This is a genomic window from Dermacoccus sp. CCH2-D9 (assembly GCF_001556795.1).
Lineage (GTDB): Bacteria > Actinomycetota > Actinomycetes > Actinomycetales > Dermatophilaceae > Dermacoccus > Dermacoccus nishinomiyaensis.
This window is the reverse complement of sequence record NZ_LSJT01000004.1, coordinates 48,991-67,976: the sequence shown is the minus strand read 5'-3', so window position 1 is coordinate 67,976 and position 18,986 is coordinate 48,991. Positions and strand designations below refer to the sequence as shown.

The following is an 18,986-nucleotide window of genomic DNA, read 5'->3' as shown; positions in this document are numbered from 1 at the left end:
GTCGGTGCGGCGTGCCCGCCGTGCTGAGCGGCTGGGTGCGTCATGGTGAGGTCGACGAGGCGATTACTGCCGACGTCCTCGACGCGGCACGCCGTGGGGTGGCGCTCGACCTGCGTCACCTGGATCGCACGAGCGTTCAGGGCCATCTGCGCCCTGAGGCGCAGATGCTGACGCAGGCCGAGGCGCTCGCCGAAGGGCTGGGTGATCTCGGCGCCGCGCTCGAGCTCGTCGGGGCGAGCGACCGGCTGGCGCAGGCGTGCGTCCAGCACCCGTTCCGAGACATCGGCATCGGGGCGGTGCACCTGCCCGAGGTCGAGGTGCTGGGCCTGACGGGCACCGACCCGCAGCGGGTGCTCACCGAGCGCTGTCACGCCGCGGTGAACGGACGCTACCCGCACGCGTCGGAGGCAAAACGGCGCGAGGTTCTGGAGCGGCTCGAGGAGGAGCTCGACGTGGTGCGTCACCTCGGGTACCCGACGTATTTCCTCACCGTCGCGCAGGTCTGCGACCTCATCCGCGACATGGGCGGGCGCGTCGCGGCCCGCGGGTCGGGCGCGGGCAGCCTCATCACCTACCTGCTCGGCATCAGCGGGGTCGACCCCATCGAGCACCGACTGCTCATGGAGCGGTTCTGCACGAGGGCCCGCGCGTCACTGCCCGACATCGACATCGACGTCGAGTCGGCGCGCCGCACCGAGATCTACGAACGCATCATGGAGCGCTTCGGCGGGGAGCGGGTGACGTGCGTGTCGATGATGGAGACCTACCGGGTGCGCCACGCCATCCGTGACGCCGGTGCCGCGCTCGGGATGGTGCCGGCCGACGTCGACGTCATCGCGAAGGCCTTCCCGCACGTCGCGGCCCGTGACGTGCGGCATGCGATCGAGGAGTTGCCCGAGCTGCGGGCGCGCGGGCTCGCCGAACCGGAGCTCGACCGGCTGTTCGACCTCGTTGAGCGCCTCGACGGGCTGCCGCGGCACATCGCGCTGCATCCGTGCGGGGTGATCCTGTCGAACGCCGGGCTGGCGCAGCGCACGCCGATGGAGGCGAGCTGGCTCGGTTTCCCGATGAGTCAGTTCGACAAGGACGACGTCGAGACGCTGGGGCTGCTCAAGCTCGACGTGCTCGGCATCCGCATGCAGTCGGCCATGGCCCACGCCGTCGCCGAGATCGAACGCGTCGAGGGTGCCGTCGTCGACCTCGACGACCCCGAGTGCGTGCCGTTCGACGACGAGGCCACCTTCGAGCTCATCCGCACGACGCGCACCCTGGGGTGCTTCCAGATCGAGTCGCCCGGGCAGCGGGAACTCATCGGCAAGTTCGGGCCGCAGCGTTTCGAAGACCTCATCATCGACATCTCGCTGTTCCGCCCCGGGCCGGTCAAGAGCGACATGATCACCCCGTTCCTGCGCGCGCGGCAGGGGTGGGCGCCGCCCGAGTACCTGCACGAGAGTCTGCGCCCGGCACTGGAGGAGACGATGGGTGTCGTCGTCTTCCACGAACAGGTGCTGCGCATCTTCGCGCAGACGACCGGCATCACGCTGGCGCAGGCCGACGAGGTGCGACGGGCGATGGGCTCGAGCACCGGGCAGGAGAAGATCGAACTGTGGTGGCGCGAGGCCGCGCAGCACCGCGGCTACACGAGCGCGGAACGCGACCGCATCTGGGAGGTGCTCGCCGCGTTCGCCTCGTTCGGTTTCTGCAAGGCTCACGCCGCCGCGTTCGCCGTCCCCACCTACCAGTCGGCGTGGTTGAAGACCCATCACCTCGCCGCGTTCGTCGCAGGCGTTCTCACCCACGACCCGGGGATGTACCCCAAGCGACTCATCCTCGCCGACGTGCGGACGTTCGGCGTGCCCGTGCTGGGCGTCGACATCAACGCCTCGCGCCGCGAGTACCGCGTCGAGCGCGTGCCGGGCGAGGGCAGCGATGACGACCATCTCGGTTTGCGCATCGGTTTCCTCGACGTCAAGGGTATGAGCGAGCGCGAGATGACGTCACTCGTGGAGGGCCAGCCCTACACGAGCCTGACGGACGTGTGGCGCCGGGCGGGTCTGAGCCGGCCCGTCGTCGAGCGGTTGCTGCTCGTCGGCGCCTTCGACGCACTGCACGGCACCGGACGACCCGGCGTATGCGGCGCACCGACGCGGCGAGATCTGCTGCTCGAGCTCGACGACCTCGAACGGTTGGATCGGCACGCCTCGGCGCGTCTGACGCGTGGCGCTCGCCGTCGCATGATCAGTTCGGCCCCGGGCGTGGGCGCGTCTGTGAACGCGGACGGGGCCGCAGGAACGGTGATGGCTTTCGACAGCGTCGAGGCGGCGCGTCGTCAGGCGCAGGGGCGACGGCCGCACGAGCGGTACGAGACGCAGGGCTCGCAGCTGGCCTTCGACATGCTCGACGACGGTGAGGCGGTGAGCAGTGGCCTGCCCGAGTTCACCCCGGCCGAGAAGGTGCGGGCCGAGCTCGACATCCTCGGGTTGGACGTCAGCGGGCACGTCATGCAGTTCTACGCGCCTCTCGTGCGGGCGCTGGGCGTCAGCCGGGCCTGTGACCTCGCGTCGCTGCACGGCGGCGAGACAGTGTGGTGCGCCGGCATCAAGGTCGCCACGCAGACACCGCCGGTGCGTTCGGGGCGACGCGTCATCTTCCTCACCGTCGACGACGGTACGGGCCCGGCCGACGCGACGTTCTTCGAGGACGTCCAGGGCCCCTACGCCGACACGGTCTTCCACGCGTGGATGCTCCTCGTGCGGGGCGTCGTGCGCCGCACCGGCCCGCGTGGGGTCTCGATCCGCGCGACGGGAGCGTGGGATCTGGCGCAGGCGTGGAAGGCGTGGGAGCACGACGGCGAGGCCGGGGTCCACCGTCTCGTCGAGGAGAGCGAGCGGCGCGGGGCGGAGCGCTCGGTCGGGGCCGCGCGCGGGCGGCGTCAGCTCGTGCACGCGTCGGGGTTCGCGCAGTCGCCGTACACCGACATCAAACCGGCGGGGGAGGCGCTTCGTGCCTCGCGCGCCGAACTGCCCGGCGAGGGTGAGGCTCCGTCACACCTGTGGCACGCGAGCCCGGGAAGCTCAGGAGGATGGAAACGATGATCCTGCACGTCGACATGGACGCCTTCTACGCCTCGGCGTCGCTCATCGAGCGCCCCGAACTCGTGGGCACCCCCGTCATCGTCGGGGGTGCGGGTCGCGGGGTGGTGCTGTCCGCCACGTACGAGGCGCGACGGTCCGGGGTGAACTCCGGCATGCCCATGGGGCGCGCGCGCAGGCTGTGCCCGCAGGCGGTGGTGCTGCCACCCGACGCCGAGCTGTACTCGCGCATCTCGGGAGCCGTCATGCACCTGTTCGCTCAGGTGACGCCGCTCGTCGAACCCATCTCACTCGACGAGGCGTTCCTCGACGTGAGCGGGGTGGCACCGACACCGCGTCAGGCGGTTGCGCTCGGGCACCAACTGCGTGACGCCGTCGCGGACGAGCAGATGATCACGTGCTCGGTCGGCATCGCGCCGGTCAAGTTCGTCGCCAAGCTGGCCTCGACGCGCGCGAAACCTGACGGGCTGCTCCTCGTCGAGCGCCACGAGACCCTCGACTTCCTCCACCCGCTGCCCGTCGAGGCGCTGTGGGGCGTGGGTGAGACGACGAAGGAGAAACTGCATCGCCTCGGGCTGCGCACCGTCGGCGATGTCGCACACCTGCCCGAACGCACGCTCGTGCGCGCCCTCGGGCAGAGCGCGGGCGTCACCCTGCACCGCCTCGCCTGGGGGCATGACGAGCGCCGCGTTGTCCCGCACGAACCCGAGCGCAGCATCGGTTCGGACGAGACGTTCCCCGCCGACCTCGACGACGCCGTCGAGATCAAGCGCGAGCTGCTCAAGCTGAGCGATCGGGTGGCGGCGCGGATGCGGGCGGCGCAGGTCGCGGGTCGGACGGTCGTGCTCAAGGTGAGGTTCTCGGACTTCACGACGATCACGCGCTCGCGCACGCTGCCCGAGCACACCGACGTCAGCCGCGAGATCTACGACGTCGCAGCGCAATTGTTCGACGCGCTCGCCCTGCAACGCGCGCGGGTGCGGCTCGTCGGGGTGCGGGTGCAGGGGTTGAAGGACGTGCGCCAGACGTCGCGGCAGATCCGGCTCGGGGAGCGTGAGAACGGATGGCGGGAGGCGGATCGGGCGATCGATCGGGCGAGCGCGCGCTTCGGGGCAGGCATCGTGCGCCCGGCGAGCCTCGTCGGATGAGCGGGCACGGGCGGCCCATGGTGGCAGGCTCTGGCGTGAAAGGTCAGGGTGTGATGCACTTTCCCCGTCGTGCACCGCGCTGAAGTGCTACAACTGACGTTATGTGTCACCCGCCGCACGAGGTGTGCATCATGTGGGGTGACGAAGGGATGGAGGGCCACCATGCCGTTGTCCGAGCATGAGTTGCGCACGTTGGAGCAGCTCGAGGCGCAGCTTTCCGCCGAGGATCCCAAGTTCGCCTCGACGATGCAGGCCGACCCGGAGCGCCGCCGTCGACGCAGGCGCGCCCTCTTCGCCGGCGCGGTCTGCCTCGCAGGCCTCGGCCTCACCGCCGTCGGCACGTACTCCTCGCACATGTGGTTGGGTCTCGTCGGCATGCTGGTCATCGCCGCGGGTGCCCTGCTGTCCGTGCAGACGCCGTCACGGCCCGCCCTGCACGTCGTCGACCCGAACTCGTTCGAGGGCATCACGGCCCAGACCGGCGCGCACCCCGCGTCGCGGATGCCGCGCATGGCTCGTCCGGGGCGCACCGCTCGGCCGCGCTCCTCGGCTCCTCGTCCGCAGGGCGACTTCATGCAGCGGATGGAGCAGCGCTGGGAGCGTCGCCGCTACGAGAACCAGGGATGGTGAACCGGCAGCGGCGTCGCTGACGTGAGTGTTCGCTGCTCGTCTGCAGCGATGACGCTCGGCGTGCCCCGCTCACCGTGCCAGCGCGAACGCAGCGATGGCCCAGCCGACGGCGATCGTCACGGCTGCGGCCAGTTCGATGCCCACCGACGTCAGCGCTGCCCGGATGGCGACGCGGGTCGCTGTCCACGCCTGCGCGCGATCACGCAGTCGTGCGCTCTCCGCCAAGAACACGCCGATGACGAAGCCCAGCAGCAGCCCGATCACGGGGACGACGAAGAAGCCGACCACCGCGCACACGAGCCCGACGATGTTGCTGCGCCGCGCGACCCCACCCCGCGAGAGCTGACGCCCCGGCACGAGAACCTGCACGACATAGCCTGCGACCGCGAGGATGCACGCGACAGCGAACACCACCCATGCCGCCGTGCTCGACTGGCCGATGGCCCAGACGAGCACGCCGAGCACGACGCACGCGAGGCCCGGTAGGACGGGCACGATGAGGCCGGCGATGCCGACCGCGACGAGCAGGGCCGCACCGAGCGTCGTCAAGGTTTCTGTGGAGACCACCATGGTGTTCATCATGGCCCATCAGCGCATCGCTGCGCCCGAGATCACCGCCGTCGCGCGGCGGCAGTCGCACGGCACCGATCGCACGACACCCATCGCGCGAGGCCTCATGCCCGGGTGCGTCCGACAGTGCCCCCGGCATGCGTTCGGCCCCGCGCCTCGATGATCGAGGGCGCGGGGCCGAACGGTTCGCTGTGCCGAAGGGGCGAGATGCTCAGACCTCGCTGAGGCGGGGGGTTTCGTCGATGACCTCGACGGCGACCTCCCGCAGCTTGTCGAGGTGCTCACGGCCGTGGTGGCCGCAGAAGCGCAGTTCGAGACCTTCGGACATGACGGCCTTGATGAACGCCTGGGCGCCACAGCGGTCGCAGCGGTCGGCGGCGGTCATCGTCTGTTCCATCGTTGCGGTCATATCCATCCTCCTCGTCGGACGGCGCGGGGGCCGTCTCACGCGTATTCGTGAACCCACACGAATGTGGCTCTCGACAATGAACAACAGTCTTCCACGTGGAGGCATTCCCGCGAAGCCGGTTCCGATCTGCGGGCGTCCTCGCGTGCCCGAGCGATTGCCTCGACCCACGTGCACCCGCGGCCGCACACCACCATGCACACCACATGCCGGAGCGCCCACGAGGGGCGGCTTGCGCGTGGCGACGCGGAACGACGGGGTTCGTCCGATAGCGTGTCGAGGCACATGTCGAGTGTGCGCGTGACGAAGGTCAAGGAGATTCCCCAGGTGTCGTCCAGCGAGAACCAAGAGAACTACACCGCCCGCCACCTCCAGGTGCTCGAGGGGCTCGAGGCCGTCCGCAAGCGTCCCGGCATGTACATCGGCTCGACCGACGGTCGCGGCCTCATGCACTGCCTCTGGGAGATCATCGACAACGCCGTCGACGAGGCGCTCGGCGGGTACTGCGACCGCATCGAGGTCATCCTCCTGCCCGACGGCTCCGTCGAGGTGCGCGACAACGGCCGCGGCATTCCCGTCGACGTCGAGCCGCGCACGGGTCTGTCGGGCGTCGAGGTCGTCTTCACGAAACTGCACGCGGGCGGCAAGTTCGGTGGCGGGTCGTACACGGCCTCCGGTGGTCTGCACGGCGTCGGTGCGTCCGTCGTCAACGCGCTCAGTTCGCGTCTCGACGTCGAGGTCGACCGTGCGAGCAAGACGTACGGCATGAGTTTCCGCCGCGGCGAGCCCGGCACGTTCGCCGACGGCGACTCCTCCGATCCGCTCGCGAAGAGCCCGACGAACCCGTTCACGCCGTTCGAGTCCGGCAGCCAGCTCGAGGTTGTCGGCAAGGCCAGGCGCGGCGTCACCGGTTCGCGCGTGCGCTACTGGGCCGACACGACGATCTTCCTCAAGACCGCGCAGTTCGACTACGACCAGCTCATCGCGCGCGCTCGTCAGACGAGTTTCCTCGTGCCGGGCCTCACCATCATCATTCGTGACGAGCGGGGTCTCGCCGGTACGCCGGGGGAGAACGGCCCGCACGAGGAGACCTTCCTCCACGACGGCGGCATCAGCGAGTTCTGCGAGTACCTCGCGCCCGACGCCGCCGTCACCGGCATCTGGCGCCTGCAGGGCAGCGGGTCGTTCACCGAGACGGTGCCGGTGCTCGACGAATCGAGCGGCCACATGACGAGCCAGGACGTGACGCGCGAGTGCGGCGTCGACATCGCGCTGCGCTGGGGCACCGGGTACGAGACGAAGGTGCGCAGCTTCGTCAACATCATCGCGACGCCGAAGGGCGGCACGCACAACACCGGTTTCGAGCAGGCGCTCATGAAGGTGTTCAAGAAGCAGCTCGAGGTCAACGCGCGCAAGCTCAAGGTCGGCAATGACAAGGTCGAGAAGGACGACGTCCTCGCCGGTCTGACAGCCGTCGTCACCGTTCGCCTCGCGGAGCCGCAGTTCGAGGGCCAGACGAAGGAGGTGCTCGGCACCGCGGCCGTGCGCGCCATCGTCAGCAAGGTCGTCGAGAAAGAGCTGAGCGCGCACCTGACGTCGACGAAGCGTGACGACAAGGCGCAGGCCGCGCTACTGCTGGAGAAGGTCGTCGCCGAGATGAAGTCGCGCATCAGCGCGCGCGCCCACAAGGAGACGCAGCGTCGCAAGACGGCGCTCGAGTCCTCGAGCCTGCCGGGCAAGCTGAAGGACTGCCGCTCGACCGACGGTGAGCGCAGCGAGCTGTTCATCGTCGAGGGCGACTCGGCGCTCGGTACGGGCATGGCGGCGCGCAACTCGGAGTACCAGGCGCTGCTGCCGATCCGCGGCAAGATCCTCAACGTGCAGAAGGCGTCCGTCGGCGACATGCTGAAGAACGCGGAGTGCGCCTCGATCATCCAGGTCGTCGGAGGGGGTTCGGGGCGCAGTTTCGACCTCGACATGGTGCGCTACGGCAAGATCATCCTCATGACGGACGCCGACGTCGACGGCGCCCACATCCGCACGCTGCTGCTGACGTTGTTCTTCCGCTACATGCGTCCGCTCGTCGCGGCGGGGCGCGTGTACGCCGCGATGCCGCCGCTGCACCGTCTCGAGGTGAGCGCGCAGGGCCGCGCGAAGGGTGAGGTCATCTACACCTATTCCGAGGACGAGATGCGAGCCACCGTCGCGGCGTGGGAGAAGAAGGGCCGCACGTTCAAGCAGCCGCAGCGCTACAAGGGCCTCGGTGAGATGGACGCCGACCAGCTCGCGGAGACGACGATGGACCCGCGCCACCGCACGCTGCGTCGTGTCACGCTCAAGGACGCCGAGATGGCCGAGCAGGTGTTCGACCTGCTCATGGGCAGCGAGGTCGCGCCGCGCAAGGATTTCATCATCTCCAGCGCCAGCGATCTCGATACCGAGCGCATCGACGCATGAGTTCGACTCGGCTGCAACGGTTTCGCTCGGTTCTCGCCGACACGCGGCCGTTGCGCAACCCCGCCTTCCGGCGGTTGTGGATCGCCGACATCGTCACCGTCATCGGCGCCCAGCTGACGATCGTGTCCGTGCCCGCGCAGATCTACGCGCAGACGCGCGATTCGAGTTACGTCGGGCTGACGGGGTTGTTCGGCCTCGTGCCGCTCATCGTGTTCGGCCTGTACGGCGGATCGCTCGCCGACGCGCACGATCGTCGACGGATCCTGCTGTTCACCTCGGGCGGCTTGGTCGTCGCGAGTGCGCTGTTCTGGGCGCAGGCGGCAGCGGGCGGCGTCAACGTCTGGGTGCTGCTGTGCCTGTTCGCAGCACAGCAGGCGTTGTTCGCGCTGCATCAACCGGCGTTGCAGTCGTCGCTGCCGCGCCTGCTCGAACCCGAGTTGCTGCCCGCCGCGAACTCGCTGCTCATGACGGTCGCGATGGCCGGTGGCATTGCCGGCCCGCTGCTCGCCGGCGCGCTCATCCCCGTGCTCGGGTTCTCGTGGATGTACGCGATCGACACGATCTGCCTGCTCTCGACGCTGTGGGCCGTGTTCCGCATGCCCGCGCTGCCGCCGATCGGTGAGGTCATCAAGGCCGGTTTTTCGTCGGTTCTCGACGGGTTGCGCTACCTGACGCGTCACCCCGTCCTGCTCGCGAGCTTCGTCGTCGACCTCATCGCGATGGTGTTCGGCATGCCGCGCTCGGAGTTTCCCCAGATCGCGCACGAGTCGTTCGGCGGTCCGCTCGGGGGTGGTTTCGCGTTCGCGTGGCTGTTCGCGGCGATCCCTGTCGGCGCCGTGCTCGGCGGCGTGTTCTCCGGGTGGGTGTCGCGCGTGCGACGACACGGCGTCGCCGTGCTGGCCGCGGTGCTCGTGTGGGGCCTCGCCATCATCGGGTTCGGTGCGGCGGTAGCGCTCGCGAACGGGCGCGTCGACGTCGTGTTCTGGCTCGCGTTCATCGCCCTCGTCATCGGAGGTGCGGCCGACATGGTTTCCGCGGCCTTCCGCACGTCGATGCTTCAGACGGCCGCGAGCGACGAGGTGCGCGGGCGGCTGCAGGGCGTGTTCCTCGTCGTCGTCGCCGGCGGCCCACGCATCGCGGACGTCATCCACGGCGCCGGCGCGACCGCGATCGGAGCGGCGACGACGGCGTGGCTCGGCGGCGTGTGCGTCGTCATCGGTGTCGTGCTCGTGGGCCTGCTCGTCCCGTCCTTCCGGCGGTATCGACTCGCTGCCTGACTCGTGGGGCGCGCCGGGCCGAGCGGGGTGCGGCAACCGTCATCTGGCTTCGTCGGTCTCGGGCAGGGGTGTCCGCGATGACGGCTGGCCGGGGGAGTGGGGCCGTCCCCGTCGTTCTGGCGCCCTGTGGTCAGGCTGAGCGTCGGCGGATGGTCGATCTGGACGATTCTACGAATGAAGTTTTTCCCCTTAACTTCCGCTAGTTTAGGTTTATGCCTTCACTCCGATCCTCTCTCGTGGTGCTGACGGCGGATCAGGTCGACAGCCGCTCTGGCGACGACGCCGTGCCCTCCGCCCTGCGAGCGCTGCGCGCCCTCCCGTCGAGCGGGGGGTCTGCGCGCGGCTTCGCGCGGACGGCGGGGGATGAGATCCAGGCCCTGTTCACGCGTTCGAGCGATACGGTCGAGGCGCTCGAACAGCTGGCGCGCCTCGGGTGCTGGCGGGTGGGGGTCGGCATCGGCGCGGTCGTGACGCCCGTACCCGACGATGTGCGTGCCGCCTCGGGTGAGGCGTTCATCGCGGCGCGTGAGGCGGTCGAGGCGTCCCGGCTCGTGCCGGCGCGCGTGGCCGTTCGGGCTCCTTCGGCGCCCGAGGCGGGGGCCGACCTCGACGCGGCGTTGGCGCTGCTGCACCTGCTCTGGCATCGCCGCACACCTGCGGGGTGGGCTGTCGCCGAACTCTTGGGGCAGGGGCTGACGGGGCGCGAGGTCGCCGCCGCACTCGACATCACCCCCTCGGCCGTCAGCCAACGCGCGCGGGCCGCAGCCGTCGAGGAGAGCGACGCCGGCATGCGCCTCGCCACGCGCCTCATGGACGCTGCGCGCGCTCAGCCCTGCTGAGGGGCGGCGCCGCTCGAGAGGCGACATGGTCTGAGCGTGTGCGCCCGCGGCATGACGGCTGTGGGCGCGCTCGGATCACCAGCCCGGCCCTCACCCGGCTCGGCGTTGCGCCTGACGGAACGGGTCGTCCCGGCCTGTGTCTTCACCACTGTCGGTGGCGGCGTCTACCGTCGGGCCATGGATGTCAGGGGTGTTCTCGTCGTCACGCTGTTCGGGTCACTGGCGCTCGCGGGTGGTGGTGTCATGACGACGCTCGTGTTCCGCAGCGTCGATCGTCGGTCGTCCGAGGTGGGGGAGAGCCTGCCGGAGTCCTCGGACGGGGTCGAACAGGCCGCCACGATCCTGCGCGGCGGCGCGTGGATCGGTGCGCTTGAGCGGTTGGCGATCTTCGCGGGGCTCGTCGCGTCGTGGCCGGAGGCGATCGCGATCGTTCTCGCCGTCAAGGGGCTCGGGCGTTATCCGGAGCTGCGCAGCGGCGAGAAGTCGGCCGTCGCCGAACGGTTCATCATCGGCACGTTCGTCAGCGTCCTGTGGGCGTGCGGCTGCGCGGGTCTCGTGGCGTGGTTGCGCACCTGAGCCCCCCTGGCAGCGCGGCGTCCCTCGCCCAACGTCGGCGAGGTGCCGCTGACGCCGCCGTCACGATCGGGCTGCGGCCTTCTTCGCCGCCTTCATCTCACGTTTCGTCTCGCGAACCTTCTGCAGCGAGTCGGCGGCGTCGTCCGTCGCCCATATGGGGTGGGTGCCGCCGTCGTAGTCGTCGCGCACGGCGGCGAGCTTCTGCACGCGCTCTGCCATCGAGCGGCCGTGACGGTGAAGGGCGGGAGGCGTCGTGCACTTCTCGACGAACTCACCCGGTTCGATCGCGGCGATCTTCGTCGGATCGAGCGTGCCGAACCGGTCGTAGATCTTGGCGGGGCCGGAGAACGCCACCTCCATCGCGATCTGCTGCTCGAGCAGCATTCCGACGAGCAGCCCGAACAGACGCTCCGAGATGACGGCGTCGGCACGGTCGTTCTGGGCGATGTGCAATCGGGGCATGCAGGCATCGTAGGGCGGCGCGGCCCAAGGAACATGTCGATGTCACCACCTCGTGAGAGGATCACGCCAGATCACTCAGCGAGCGAAACGACGACGACATGACACTGTTCAGGCGCGCCGATGTCGGTGACGACGAACCGCAGCACCTCAAGGTCTCTCTGGACCTCAAGTCGGTGTGGCATGCCACCTGGATCGTCATCGGCGCCCTCGCCCTGCTCACCGCCCTCGGTTATCTGACGGGGTCGGCGGGTTCGGTCGTCTTCAACGTCGTCATGGCGTTCTTCCTCGCCGCAGCCATCGAACCGGCCGTGTCGCGCTTCGCGATGCACATGCCGCGTGCGCTCGCGACGGGTCTCGTCGTCCTGCTGCTGGCGTGCGCCGTCGTCGGGTTCTTCGCCGCGTTCGGGGGCCTCCTCGTCGACGAGGTGCAGGCGCTCATCAGTGCGGCGCCCGGCCTCGTCACGGATTGCGTCGACTGGGTCAACCGCAAGTTCGACACCGACTACGACATCAACAAGCTGCTCTCGAGCGTCAACCTGACGCCCGACAACGTCGCGAACTACGGTTCGCAGCTGGCCGGCGGCGTCCTCGGGCTCGTGACGAGCGTCGTGTCCACGGCGTTCAACCTGTTCGTCCTCATCTTCTTCACCTGTTACATCTCGGCCGGCCTACCGCGTCTGCGCACCTGGGTGGCAGGGCTGTTCCCGCCGCGTCAGCAGCGCGTCGTGCTGACGGTGTGGGAGGTGTTCGTCGCAAAGGTCGGCGGGTACGTCGCGGCGCGCTTCATCCTCGCGACGATCTCGGCGACGATTCACGGCACGTTCATGATGCTCATCGGCATGCCGTACTGGCTGGCGCTCGGGTTGTGGACGGGCATCATCGCGCAGTTCGTGCCCAACATCGGCACGTACATCTCGATCGTCCTGCCCGTCCTCGTCGGCGCGACGAGCGACAAACCGATCACCGGCCTGTTCATCCTCATCTTCGCGATCGTCTACCAGCAGATCGAGAACGTCACGATCGAGCCGAACATCAGCGCACGCGCCGTCGACGTCCACCCGGCCGTCTCGTTCGCATCCGCCCTCGCCGGCGCGAACATGTTCGGCCTCGCCGGCGGTTTGCTCGGTGTGCCCGCCGCCGCGACGGCCATGGCCATCCTCGACCTCTACAAGACGCGCTACGAGGTGAAGAGCTCGACGCTCGACGCCGCGCAACGCGACGCGAAGAAGGATCTCGACGACGACGACTCTGCGACGAATGACGACCCACCGGGCCAGCGCGACCCCGTCGAACTCGCGGGGGCCGATTCAACAGCCGATGCTGCGCCTGACAGTGCCGTCAACACGGAGGCAGGCGGGTCGACGAAGGCATGACGCCCTGAGCATGTGATCGAGGAGAACTCAGCTCACCCGCGCGCTGTAGGACGCGGACGGTTTCGCGTCCTTGAGGCACGAGTCGCGAAGCGGCTCACCGACGACCGACGTGACGGCCAGGGTCGTTCCGTCGGGCAGGGAGACGAGCCACCCGTCCTGGCGGTCGGCTACGGGTACCCCGATGTCGTTGACGGGGGCCATCGTCAGGCCCGGATGGCGCTCGCGCCACCACGTCTCTGCCACCTGAGCGACGGGCGGCAGGTCGATTCGCCCGCGGTGTGTGGTCGATGAGAACGACTGCTGCACAGCAGGATCGAGCGTCGACGTCATCGTCGTCCTCGCGAGCTGAGCGGCCACCTGACCAGTGAGCCGGCCAAACGTCTGGCCGCTCGGCAGATGGATCGCCGTCGGCGCGAACCGATGTCCGCCGATGTGCGAGATCTCCCACACGTTGTCGGGTGCGGCGGCATGCGCAGCCTCCGCGACGGGCCGGGCACGGACGGCACAGCAGGCATCGCGGCGGCCGTTTGTGCACACGAGCAGCACAGGCTCGGGGCGTGCGGCGAAACCGAAAGACGTCAACCTCGCGTGATCTGCCACATCGCCGGTGAGCAGACCTGTCACGTCTTCGCGTCGCAGGGCCGCTTCGACGAGCCACGGTTCGTCACCGAAACCACCGCTGACGAACACCCGGGCCGTCTCACCCGCCACGGCATGTCGCCCGACACGACGGATGAGGTACAGCGTTGCGTCCGCAGGTTGCGGCAGCCCGGAATCGCCGACGGCATCGCGTCCCCACGCGCCCGGCACCTCGACGGCGACGATGACGCGCGCCACCTTCGCCGTCCCCCACGCAGGCATGCCAGCCGCTTCCCAATCGAGCGAGCACGAACTGGGTGACGTCATCATGCCCCCAGCCTAGAGGCGCGCCAAGGCACGATGGGTCTCGCGCTCTGATGCGAGCGCCTCAGATGACACGCGCTCAGCAGAACCCTGGCCGTCACCCGGCGCGCCCGCCGCAGCTGCGTCACGTGGTGGTGGTTGTGTCAGTCCTGACTGACACAGCGGCAACCAAGTGACTCAGCTGTCGATCCGAACTGCACCAGGGGCCGCCATAGAGGCCCGCAGCGCCCCGCGCCAGCACCCACCCCGCCGAACGTCAGGCGTCGTCACCGTCGAACAGACTGAGGCGGCTTCCGTCGTCGCCGATCGCACCGTCGTCAGTCTCTTCGCCCGCCGTCACCGGCGTCTGCTCGGCCACTTCGGCGGACGACGCATCGGCGGCCACCGACGCGTAGGGCGCCGTCGTGCCGATCGCGGCGATCTGGCCGGGGGCGGTGTCGCCGGAACCGTCGCGCTTGCCGTCTGCGTCGTCGAGGGTGAGCAGCTTGCCGATCGCCTTGCCCGAAGCATCCGCCGCGCGCGCCGGCGCGGAACCGACCCACGCGAACGTCAGGTGGTTCTCGCCGCGCAGGAAGCGGTGGGCGCGGACGCCGGCTGTCGCGCGTCCCTTGGCGGGGAACTCGGTGAACGGTGCGACCTTGAGCGAGGTGATCTCACCGTTCGGCGAGCCCGGGTGCCCCGCGCCGGTGACGACGATGCCGTCGCGCGAGACGGAGCCGAAGAAGATCGCTCGTGCGCCGGCACCGAGCTTGATGCCGGCGACACCGCCGCCGGTGCGGCCCTGCGGGCGCACGTTCGCAGCGTTGAAGTGCAGCAGTTGCGCCTCGTTCGTGACGAACGTCAGCTCCTCGGTGCCGGTCTGCAGTTCGACGGCACCGACGACGACGTCGTCGCCCTTGAGCGTGATGACCTCCATGATCGGCTTGTTCGCGTACTCCGTCGTCACGCGCTTGACGACGCCCGCTGCGGTACCGAGTGCGAGGCCGGGGGAGTCGGCGCGCAGCGACGTCACCGTCAGCACCTTCTCGCCGGGTGCGAGGTCGACGAACGCGGCGACGGGCGCGCCGCCGTCGAGGACGGGCGCTGCGTGCGTGTCGACGAGGTGCGGCAGTTCGAGCGCGCTGACACGGAACAGCCGACCTGCGGACGTGACGACGCCGAACTCACCGCGCGCGCTGGTGCGCGCGGCGGCGAGGACGACGTCGTGCTTGCGGCGGCCACCGTCGGTCGACAGCGGATCGGCCGAGGTGGTGCGCGCGATGAGGCCGGTTGACGACAGCAGCACCCAGCACGGGTCGTCGGGGATCTCCAGCGGCATCGACGACTTGGATGCCGTCTTCGCCACCGCCTGCGTGCCGTTTCCCTCGAGCAGGACGGTGCGACGCGGCGTCCCGAATTCCTTGGCGACGGCGAGCAGTTCGTCGCAGACGACCTTGTGCAGCAGTTTGACGTCGGCGAGGATCGCGCGCAGCTTCTCGATCTCGGCGCGCAGCTCGTCGGCTTCCTTCTCGAGCTCGAGGCGGCTGAACTTCGTCAGGCGGCGCAGCTGCAGGTCGAGAATGTACGTCGCCTGCGCCTCGGACAGGTCGAACACCTGCATGAGGCGCGCCCGCGCCGTCGCGGAGTCGTCGGAGGAGCGGATGATCTGGATGACCTCGTCGATATCGAGGATCGCGATGAGCAGGCCGTCGACGAGGTGGAGGCGGTCCTCCTTCTTGCCGAGGCGGTGCGTGGTGCGCCGGCGTACGACGTCGATGCGGAAGTCGGTGTAGACGCGCAGCAGCTCTTTGAGCCCGAGGGTGCGCGGCTGGCCGTCGACGAGTGCGACGTTGTTGATGCCGAAGCTCTCCTCCATCGGCGTCAGCTTGTAGAGCTGCTCGAGTACCGCTTCGGGGTTGAAGCCGTTCTTCAGTTCGATGACGAGGCGCAGGCCGTGGTGGCGGTCGGACAGGTCCTTGACGTCGGAGACGCCCTGCAGCTTCTTCTGCCCGACGAGGTCTTTCATCTTGTCGATGACCTTCTCGGGCCCGACGAGGTACGGCAGTTCGGTGACGACGATGCCCTTGCGGCGCGGGGTGACGTTCTCGATGGTCGCCGTCGCGCGCGTGCGGAACGTACCGCGGCCGGTGAGGTAGGCGTCGCGGATGCCGTCGAGGCCGATGATGCGCCCGCCCATCGGCAGGTCGGGGCCCGGCACGAAGCGCATGAGGTCGTCGAGGCTGCAGTCGGGGTTCTTGATGAGGTGGACCGCGGCCTGCACGACCTCGCCGAGGTTGTGCGGCGCCATGTTCGTCGCCATGCCGACGGCGATACCGCTCGCGCCGTTGACGAGCAGGTTCGGGAACGCGGCGGGCAGGACGGACGGTTGCTGCAGCGAGTCGTCGTAGTTGGGCACGAAGTCGACGGTGTTCTCGTCGAGGCCGGCCACGAGCGTCAGCGATGCGGGCGCGAGACGCGCCTCGGTGTAACGCGACGCCGCGGGGCCCTGGTCGAGCGAGCCGAAGTTGCCATGGCCGTCGATCAGCGGCAGGCGCATCGTGAAGTCCTGCGCCATGCGCACGAGCGTGTCGTAGATCGCCGAGTCGCCGTGCGGGTGGTACTTGCCCATGACCTCGCCGACGACGCGCGAGGACTTGACGTGGTTCTTGTTCGGCGTCAGGCCGAGTTCGTCCATCGAGAACAGGATGCGCCGCTGCACCGGCTTGAGCCCGTCACGCGCGTCGGGAAGGGCACGCGAGTAGATGACGGAGTAGCTGTACTCGAGGAAAGCCGCCCGCATCTCGTCCTCGACATCGATGTCGATGATGTTCTCGACGATGTCCTCGTCCGGCATCTCGGGCTTCTTCGTGCGTGCCACTGCGCTTCCTCACTAGCTCGCTGACGCCCGGTGCCCGGGCAGGGTGCATCGCTCATCCTCGCGCATCCGCGCGCTGACGGGGGTTCGCGACACGCGGCGGAGGTGTGGGTGCATCCTGTGGCAGTCATGTCTCTATGTCGTTTGCATTAGGACATAGAGACGCGGCGGGTTATTGTCTCTATGTCCTAATGCAAACGACGCGGCGGGTTACTGTCTCTATGTCCTAATGCAAACGACATCGAGAAATCGGGACACGACGGAGGGGTGGCCATGTTGTACGAGACACCGGACCTCGACGAGGTCGACGTCGCTGTGCTCGACGAGATCGATGCCATCCGTCGCGAGATGGCCGCTGTGCTGCGCGCCCCGAAACGATGGTCCGGGGGCCTGCGCCGGACGACCCAAGCGCGTGCCATCAGGGGGTCGAACAGCATCGAGGGGTACGACGTGACCCCCGAGGATGCGGCGGCTGCAGTCGAGGGCGATGAGCCGCTGACGGCGGATGAGCGCACGTGGAAGGAGATCGAGGGCTATCGGCGCGTGCTCACGTACGTGCTGCGTATGGCGACGTTGCCGGGGTTCGCTCTCGATGCTCACACGCTCAGGACGATGCACTTCATGCTCCTCGAACATGACCTGTCGAAGAGCCCCGGCGAGTCTCGGCGGGCAGCCATCTACGTTCAAGACGAATCGACCGGAGCCAACGTCTACGAGGGGCCCGATCCGGACGACGTGCCGGCTCTCATCGACGCCCTGGTCGGCGCCATGAGTGCGTCATCGGGGGAGCACAGCATGGTTCGTGGTGCCATGGCTCACTTGAACTTCGTCATGATCCACCCTTTCCGTGATGGCAACGGACGTATGGCCCGCGTCCTGCAGACGCTGGTGCTCGCCACCGACGACATTCTCGAGCCGGAGTTCTCCAGCATCGAGGAGTGGTTGGGCGCCAACACGCGGGCCTACTACGACGTCCTGGCCGCGACGGGGCAGGGTGCCTGGAACCCCCAGCGCGACGCGACGGCGTGGGTGAAGTTCTCCCTCAGAGCCCACCACCAGCAGGCCCAGACGCTCCGGCGGCGCTTCCGCGACGCGGAGAACGTCTGGAGCGCGCTCGACGGCCTGGTGGCGACGACAGGGGTGCCGGAGCGCTCGGTCGATGCACTCTTCGACGCTGCCCTGGGCATCCGCATCCGGCGCAGCACCTACGTCAACCGCACCGGTGTGGAAGAACGCACGGCGACACGTGACCTGGCGGCGCTGGCAACGGCGGGTTTGCTCAGCCCCGAGGGGACGACGCGCGGCCGTGGCCGCTACTACCTTCCGGGCGAACTCTTGCAGAACGTCGTGCGCGAAGCGCGCGGCGAGCGCACCCTCGTCGACCCGTACCCCGACCTCATGCGGCAGATCCGCAATTCCCTCCCTTAGTGGCCTCTGAAGCGATCAAGACCGTAACCATGCAGACCCGATCGAGGGAGAACAGATGGTCTGGAGCATCTTGTGGGGCGGCGGCATCGCGCTCGGGCTTCGGTGGTTATACCGCTACCTGTCAGTGGAGTGGCCCGAGAGGTACGTTGCGCCCGATCAGCTCGTCAGCATCATCGTGAGCAGAACATGGTGGACATACGCGATGTTTCGGTGCGGACCGGTGGCCATGGCTGGGATCCTGACCGTCCACGGTGCTGATCAGCTCGCCCTGCCGTCGCTGGCTGCGCTAGTCGCCATGACTGTGGTTCACGTGCTTTCTTCGTCTGTCTTCGCGATGTGGACGATGCCGAAGAATGAATGGGCCCGGCAGGCGAGGCTGCAATTTCACGCAATTAGCGCGGTGGGAGTAATTCTCACAGCGGGCCTGGTGTGGTTCACTCGCGGATGGACGGCGGGGTTAGCGCCGGACGTCCATGGTCTGAGCACGAACATTTGGGCGACGGTGTTGGGCCTGATTCTGGCGAAGGGCTGCTACGACGTGCTCTCGAAAACGCCCCGGCGAGAATATCTGCATTCCTGGGCTGCCAGATCGGTGGACCAGGAGCTGCTTGCAAGGATTACCAGCGCAGGGTGCAGCCACACTGGCGCTCTCGAGGCCATCGCTCTGGCTGAGGCAGTAGAGCGGCCCCGCTGGTTCCGCCGGATAGAGCGATTCGCGCCAGGTGTCGAGTCGACCGGTGTCATGCAGATCAAGGGTGGGGGCATCCTGACCGACCAAGAGTCGGTCGATCTGTTTCTCGTCAGACACCAGCAGGACTGTGGGCGCCTGGAGCGCGAGGGCGCGACGGATGATGCCATCTACCGGCACCACAACCCTGATCCTCACTTCGTGGAAATGTGTCGCCAACTGCGGCCGGAGTGGGGGTAGGCCGATTGACACGCCCGACCAACGGCCACGACGCCCCCTGGCG

General features: G+C 68.6%; 15 protein-coding genes. 10 read left to right on the top strand and 5 right to left on the bottom strand.

What is annotated here, in order from left to right:
* The 3 genes from AX669_RS00485 to AX669_RS00475 all read left to right on the top strand — a co-directional run.
* Positions 1-3,095, top strand: a 3,095-nt coding sequence (locus tag AX669_RS00485; RefSeq protein ID WP_062255922.1) for an OB-fold nucleic acid binding domain-containing protein, incomplete at its 5' end; no start/stop codon positions are given.
* Entirely contained in the window at positions 3,092-4,240 is a 1,149-nt protein-coding gene (gene dinB / locus AX669_RS00480; RefSeq protein ID WP_062255907.1) for a DNA polymerase IV, read from the top strand. The genes AX669_RS00485 and dinB, both read left to right, overlap by 4 nt.
* Before the next feature lie 162 nt (positions 4,241-4,402).
* On the top strand, positions 4,403-4,870 hold the full coding sequence (locus AX669_RS00475; RefSeq protein WP_062255905.1) for a DUF3040 domain-containing protein: 468 nt from the start codon (positions 4,403-4,405) through the stop codon (positions 4,868-4,870).
* A 69-nt stretch (positions 4,871-4,939) separates the two neighbouring features.
* Here AX669_RS00475 and AX669_RS00470 read toward each other — a convergent pair whose 3' ends face one another.
* Positions 4,940-5,440, bottom strand: a complete 501-nt coding sequence (locus tag AX669_RS00470) for a DUF456 domain-containing protein (protein WP_231729353.1) — start codon at positions 5,438-5,440, stop codon at positions 4,940-4,942.
* Between the two features lie 211 nt (positions 5,441-5,651).
* Positions 5,652-5,849 carry a hypothetical protein gene (locus AX669_RS00465; RefSeq protein WP_006946873.1) on the bottom strand — a complete coding sequence of 66 codons (198 nt, stop codon included), beginning with the start codon at positions 5,847-5,849 and terminating at the stop codon, positions 5,652-5,654.
* Between the two features lie 282 nt (positions 5,850-6,131).
* On the opposite strand from AX669_RS00465, the gene AX669_RS00460 reads away from it, so the two are divergent.
* The 4 genes from AX669_RS00460 to AX669_RS00445 all read left to right on the top strand — a co-directional run bounded on the left by AX669_RS00460 (position 6,132) and on the right by AX669_RS00445 (position 10,995).
* Positions 6,132-8,303 (top strand): type IIA DNA topoisomerase subunit B, encoded by a 2,172-nt coding sequence (locus AX669_RS00460; RefSeq protein ID WP_231729352.1) that lies wholly within the window; start codon positions 6,132-6,134, stop codon positions 8,301-8,303.
* Positions 8,300-9,580 (top strand): MFS transporter, encoded by a 1,281-nt coding sequence (locus tag AX669_RS00455; protein ID WP_062255902.1) that lies wholly within the window; start codon positions 8,300-8,302, stop codon positions 9,578-9,580. The genes AX669_RS00460 and AX669_RS00455 overlap by 4 nt, the downstream gene beginning before the upstream one ends.
* A gap of 212 nt (positions 9,581-9,792) precedes the next feature.
* Positions 9,793-10,419 (top strand): hypothetical protein, encoded by a 627-nt coding sequence (locus AX669_RS00450; RefSeq protein ID WP_136788323.1) that lies wholly within the window; start codon positions 9,793-9,795, stop codon positions 10,417-10,419.
* Between the two features lie 177 nt (positions 10,420-10,596).
* The gene (locus AX669_RS00445) at positions 10,597-10,995 is read left to right on the top strand and encodes a hypothetical protein (protein WP_231729351.1); all 399 of its coding nucleotides are present in this window, start codon (positions 10,597-10,599) and stop codon (positions 10,993-10,995) included.
* A 60-nt stretch (positions 10,996-11,055) separates the two neighbouring features.
* On the opposite strand, the gene AX669_RS00440 is transcribed toward AX669_RS00445, so the two are convergent.
* Positions 11,056-11,457 carry an uncharacterized HhH-GPD family protein gene (locus AX669_RS00440; RefSeq protein ID WP_006946872.1) on the bottom strand — a complete coding sequence of 134 codons (402 nt, stop codon included), beginning with the start codon at positions 11,455-11,457 and terminating at the stop codon, positions 11,056-11,058.
* Between the two features lie 98 nt (positions 11,458-11,555).
* On the opposite strand from AX669_RS00440, the gene AX669_RS00435 reads away from it, so the two are divergent.
* Positions 11,556-12,830 carry an AI-2E family transporter gene (locus AX669_RS00435; RefSeq protein WP_062255899.1) on the top strand — a complete coding sequence of 425 codons (1,275 nt, stop codon included), beginning with the start codon at positions 11,556-11,558 and terminating at the stop codon, positions 12,828-12,830.
* Positions 12,831-12,857: 27 nt separating this feature from the next.
* On the opposite strand, the gene AX669_RS00430 is transcribed toward AX669_RS00435, so the two are convergent.
* Both AX669_RS00430 and AX669_RS00425 read right to left on the bottom strand, forming a co-directional pair.
* Positions 12,858-13,739: a sucrase ferredoxin gene (locus AX669_RS00430; protein WP_082740396.1), complete on the bottom strand. Its 882-nt coding sequence runs from the start codon at positions 13,737-13,739 to the stop codon at positions 12,858-12,860.
* Positions 13,740-13,989: 250 nt separating this feature from the next.
* The gene (locus AX669_RS00425; protein WP_062255895.1) at positions 13,990-16,590 is read right to left on the bottom strand and encodes a DNA topoisomerase (ATP-hydrolyzing) subunit A; all 2,601 of its coding nucleotides are present in this window, start codon (positions 16,588-16,590) and stop codon (positions 13,990-13,992) included.
* A gap of 270 nt (positions 16,591-16,860) precedes the next feature.
* On the opposite strand from AX669_RS00425, the gene AX669_RS00420 reads away from it, so the two are divergent.
* Both AX669_RS00420 and AX669_RS00415 read left to right on the top strand, forming a co-directional pair.
* Positions 16,861-18,015: a Fic family protein gene (locus AX669_RS00420; protein WP_062255894.1), complete on the top strand. Its 1,155-nt coding sequence runs from the start codon at positions 16,861-16,863 to the stop codon at positions 18,013-18,015.
* 55 nt (positions 18,016-18,070) lie between these two features.
* On the top strand, positions 18,071-18,943 hold the full coding sequence (locus AX669_RS00415; RefSeq protein ID WP_062255892.1) for a hypothetical protein: 873 nt from the start codon (positions 18,071-18,073) through the stop codon (positions 18,941-18,943).
* Positions 18,944-18,986: the final 43 nt, after the last annotated feature.

Bases quoted from the DNA above. Each gene is read 5' to 3' on its own strand.
- dinB (WP_062255907.1), top strand. From the start codon at position 3,092: ATGATCCTGCACGTCGACATGGACGCCTTCTACGCCTCGGCGTCGCTC.
- AX669_RS00475 (WP_062255905.1), top strand. From the start codon at position 4,403: ATGCCGTTGTCCGAGCATGAGTTGCGCACGTTGGAGCAGCTCGAGGCG.
- AX669_RS00470 (WP_231729353.1), bottom strand. From the start codon at position 5,440: ATGGTGGTCTCCACAGAAACCTTGACGACGCTCGGTGCGGCCCTGCTC.
- AX669_RS00465 (WP_006946873.1), bottom strand. From the start codon at position 5,849: ATGACCGCAACGATGGAACAGACGATGACCGCCGCCGACCGCTGCGAC.
- AX669_RS00460 (WP_231729352.1), top strand. From the start codon at position 6,132: ATGTCGAGTGTGCGCGTGACGAAGGTCAAGGAGATTCCCCAGGTGTCG.
- AX669_RS00455 (WP_062255902.1), top strand. From the start codon at position 8,300: ATGAGTTCGACTCGGCTGCAACGGTTTCGCTCGGTTCTCGCCGACACG.
- AX669_RS00450 (WP_136788323.1), top strand. From the start codon at position 9,793: ATGCCTTCACTCCGATCCTCTCTCGTGGTGCTGACGGCGGATCAGGTC.
- AX669_RS00445 (WP_231729351.1), top strand. From the start codon at position 10,597: ATGGATGTCAGGGGTGTTCTCGTCGTCACGCTGTTCGGGTCACTGGCG.
- AX669_RS00440 (WP_006946872.1), bottom strand. From the start codon at position 11,457: ATGCCCCGATTGCACATCGCCCAGAACGACCGTGCCGACGCCGTCATC.
- AX669_RS00435 (WP_062255899.1), top strand. From the start codon at position 11,556: ATGACACTGTTCAGGCGCGCCGATGTCGGTGACGACGAACCGCAGCAC.
- AX669_RS00430 (WP_082740396.1), bottom strand. From the start codon at position 13,739: ATGATGACGTCACCCAGTTCGTGCTCGCTCGATTGGGAAGCGGCTGGC.
- AX669_RS00420 (WP_062255894.1), top strand. From the start codon at position 16,861: ATGTTGTACGAGACACCGGACCTCGACGAGGTCGACGTCGCTGTGCTC.
- AX669_RS00415 (WP_062255892.1), top strand. From the start codon at position 18,071: ATGGTCTGGAGCATCTTGTGGGGCGGCGGCATCGCGCTCGGGCTTCGG.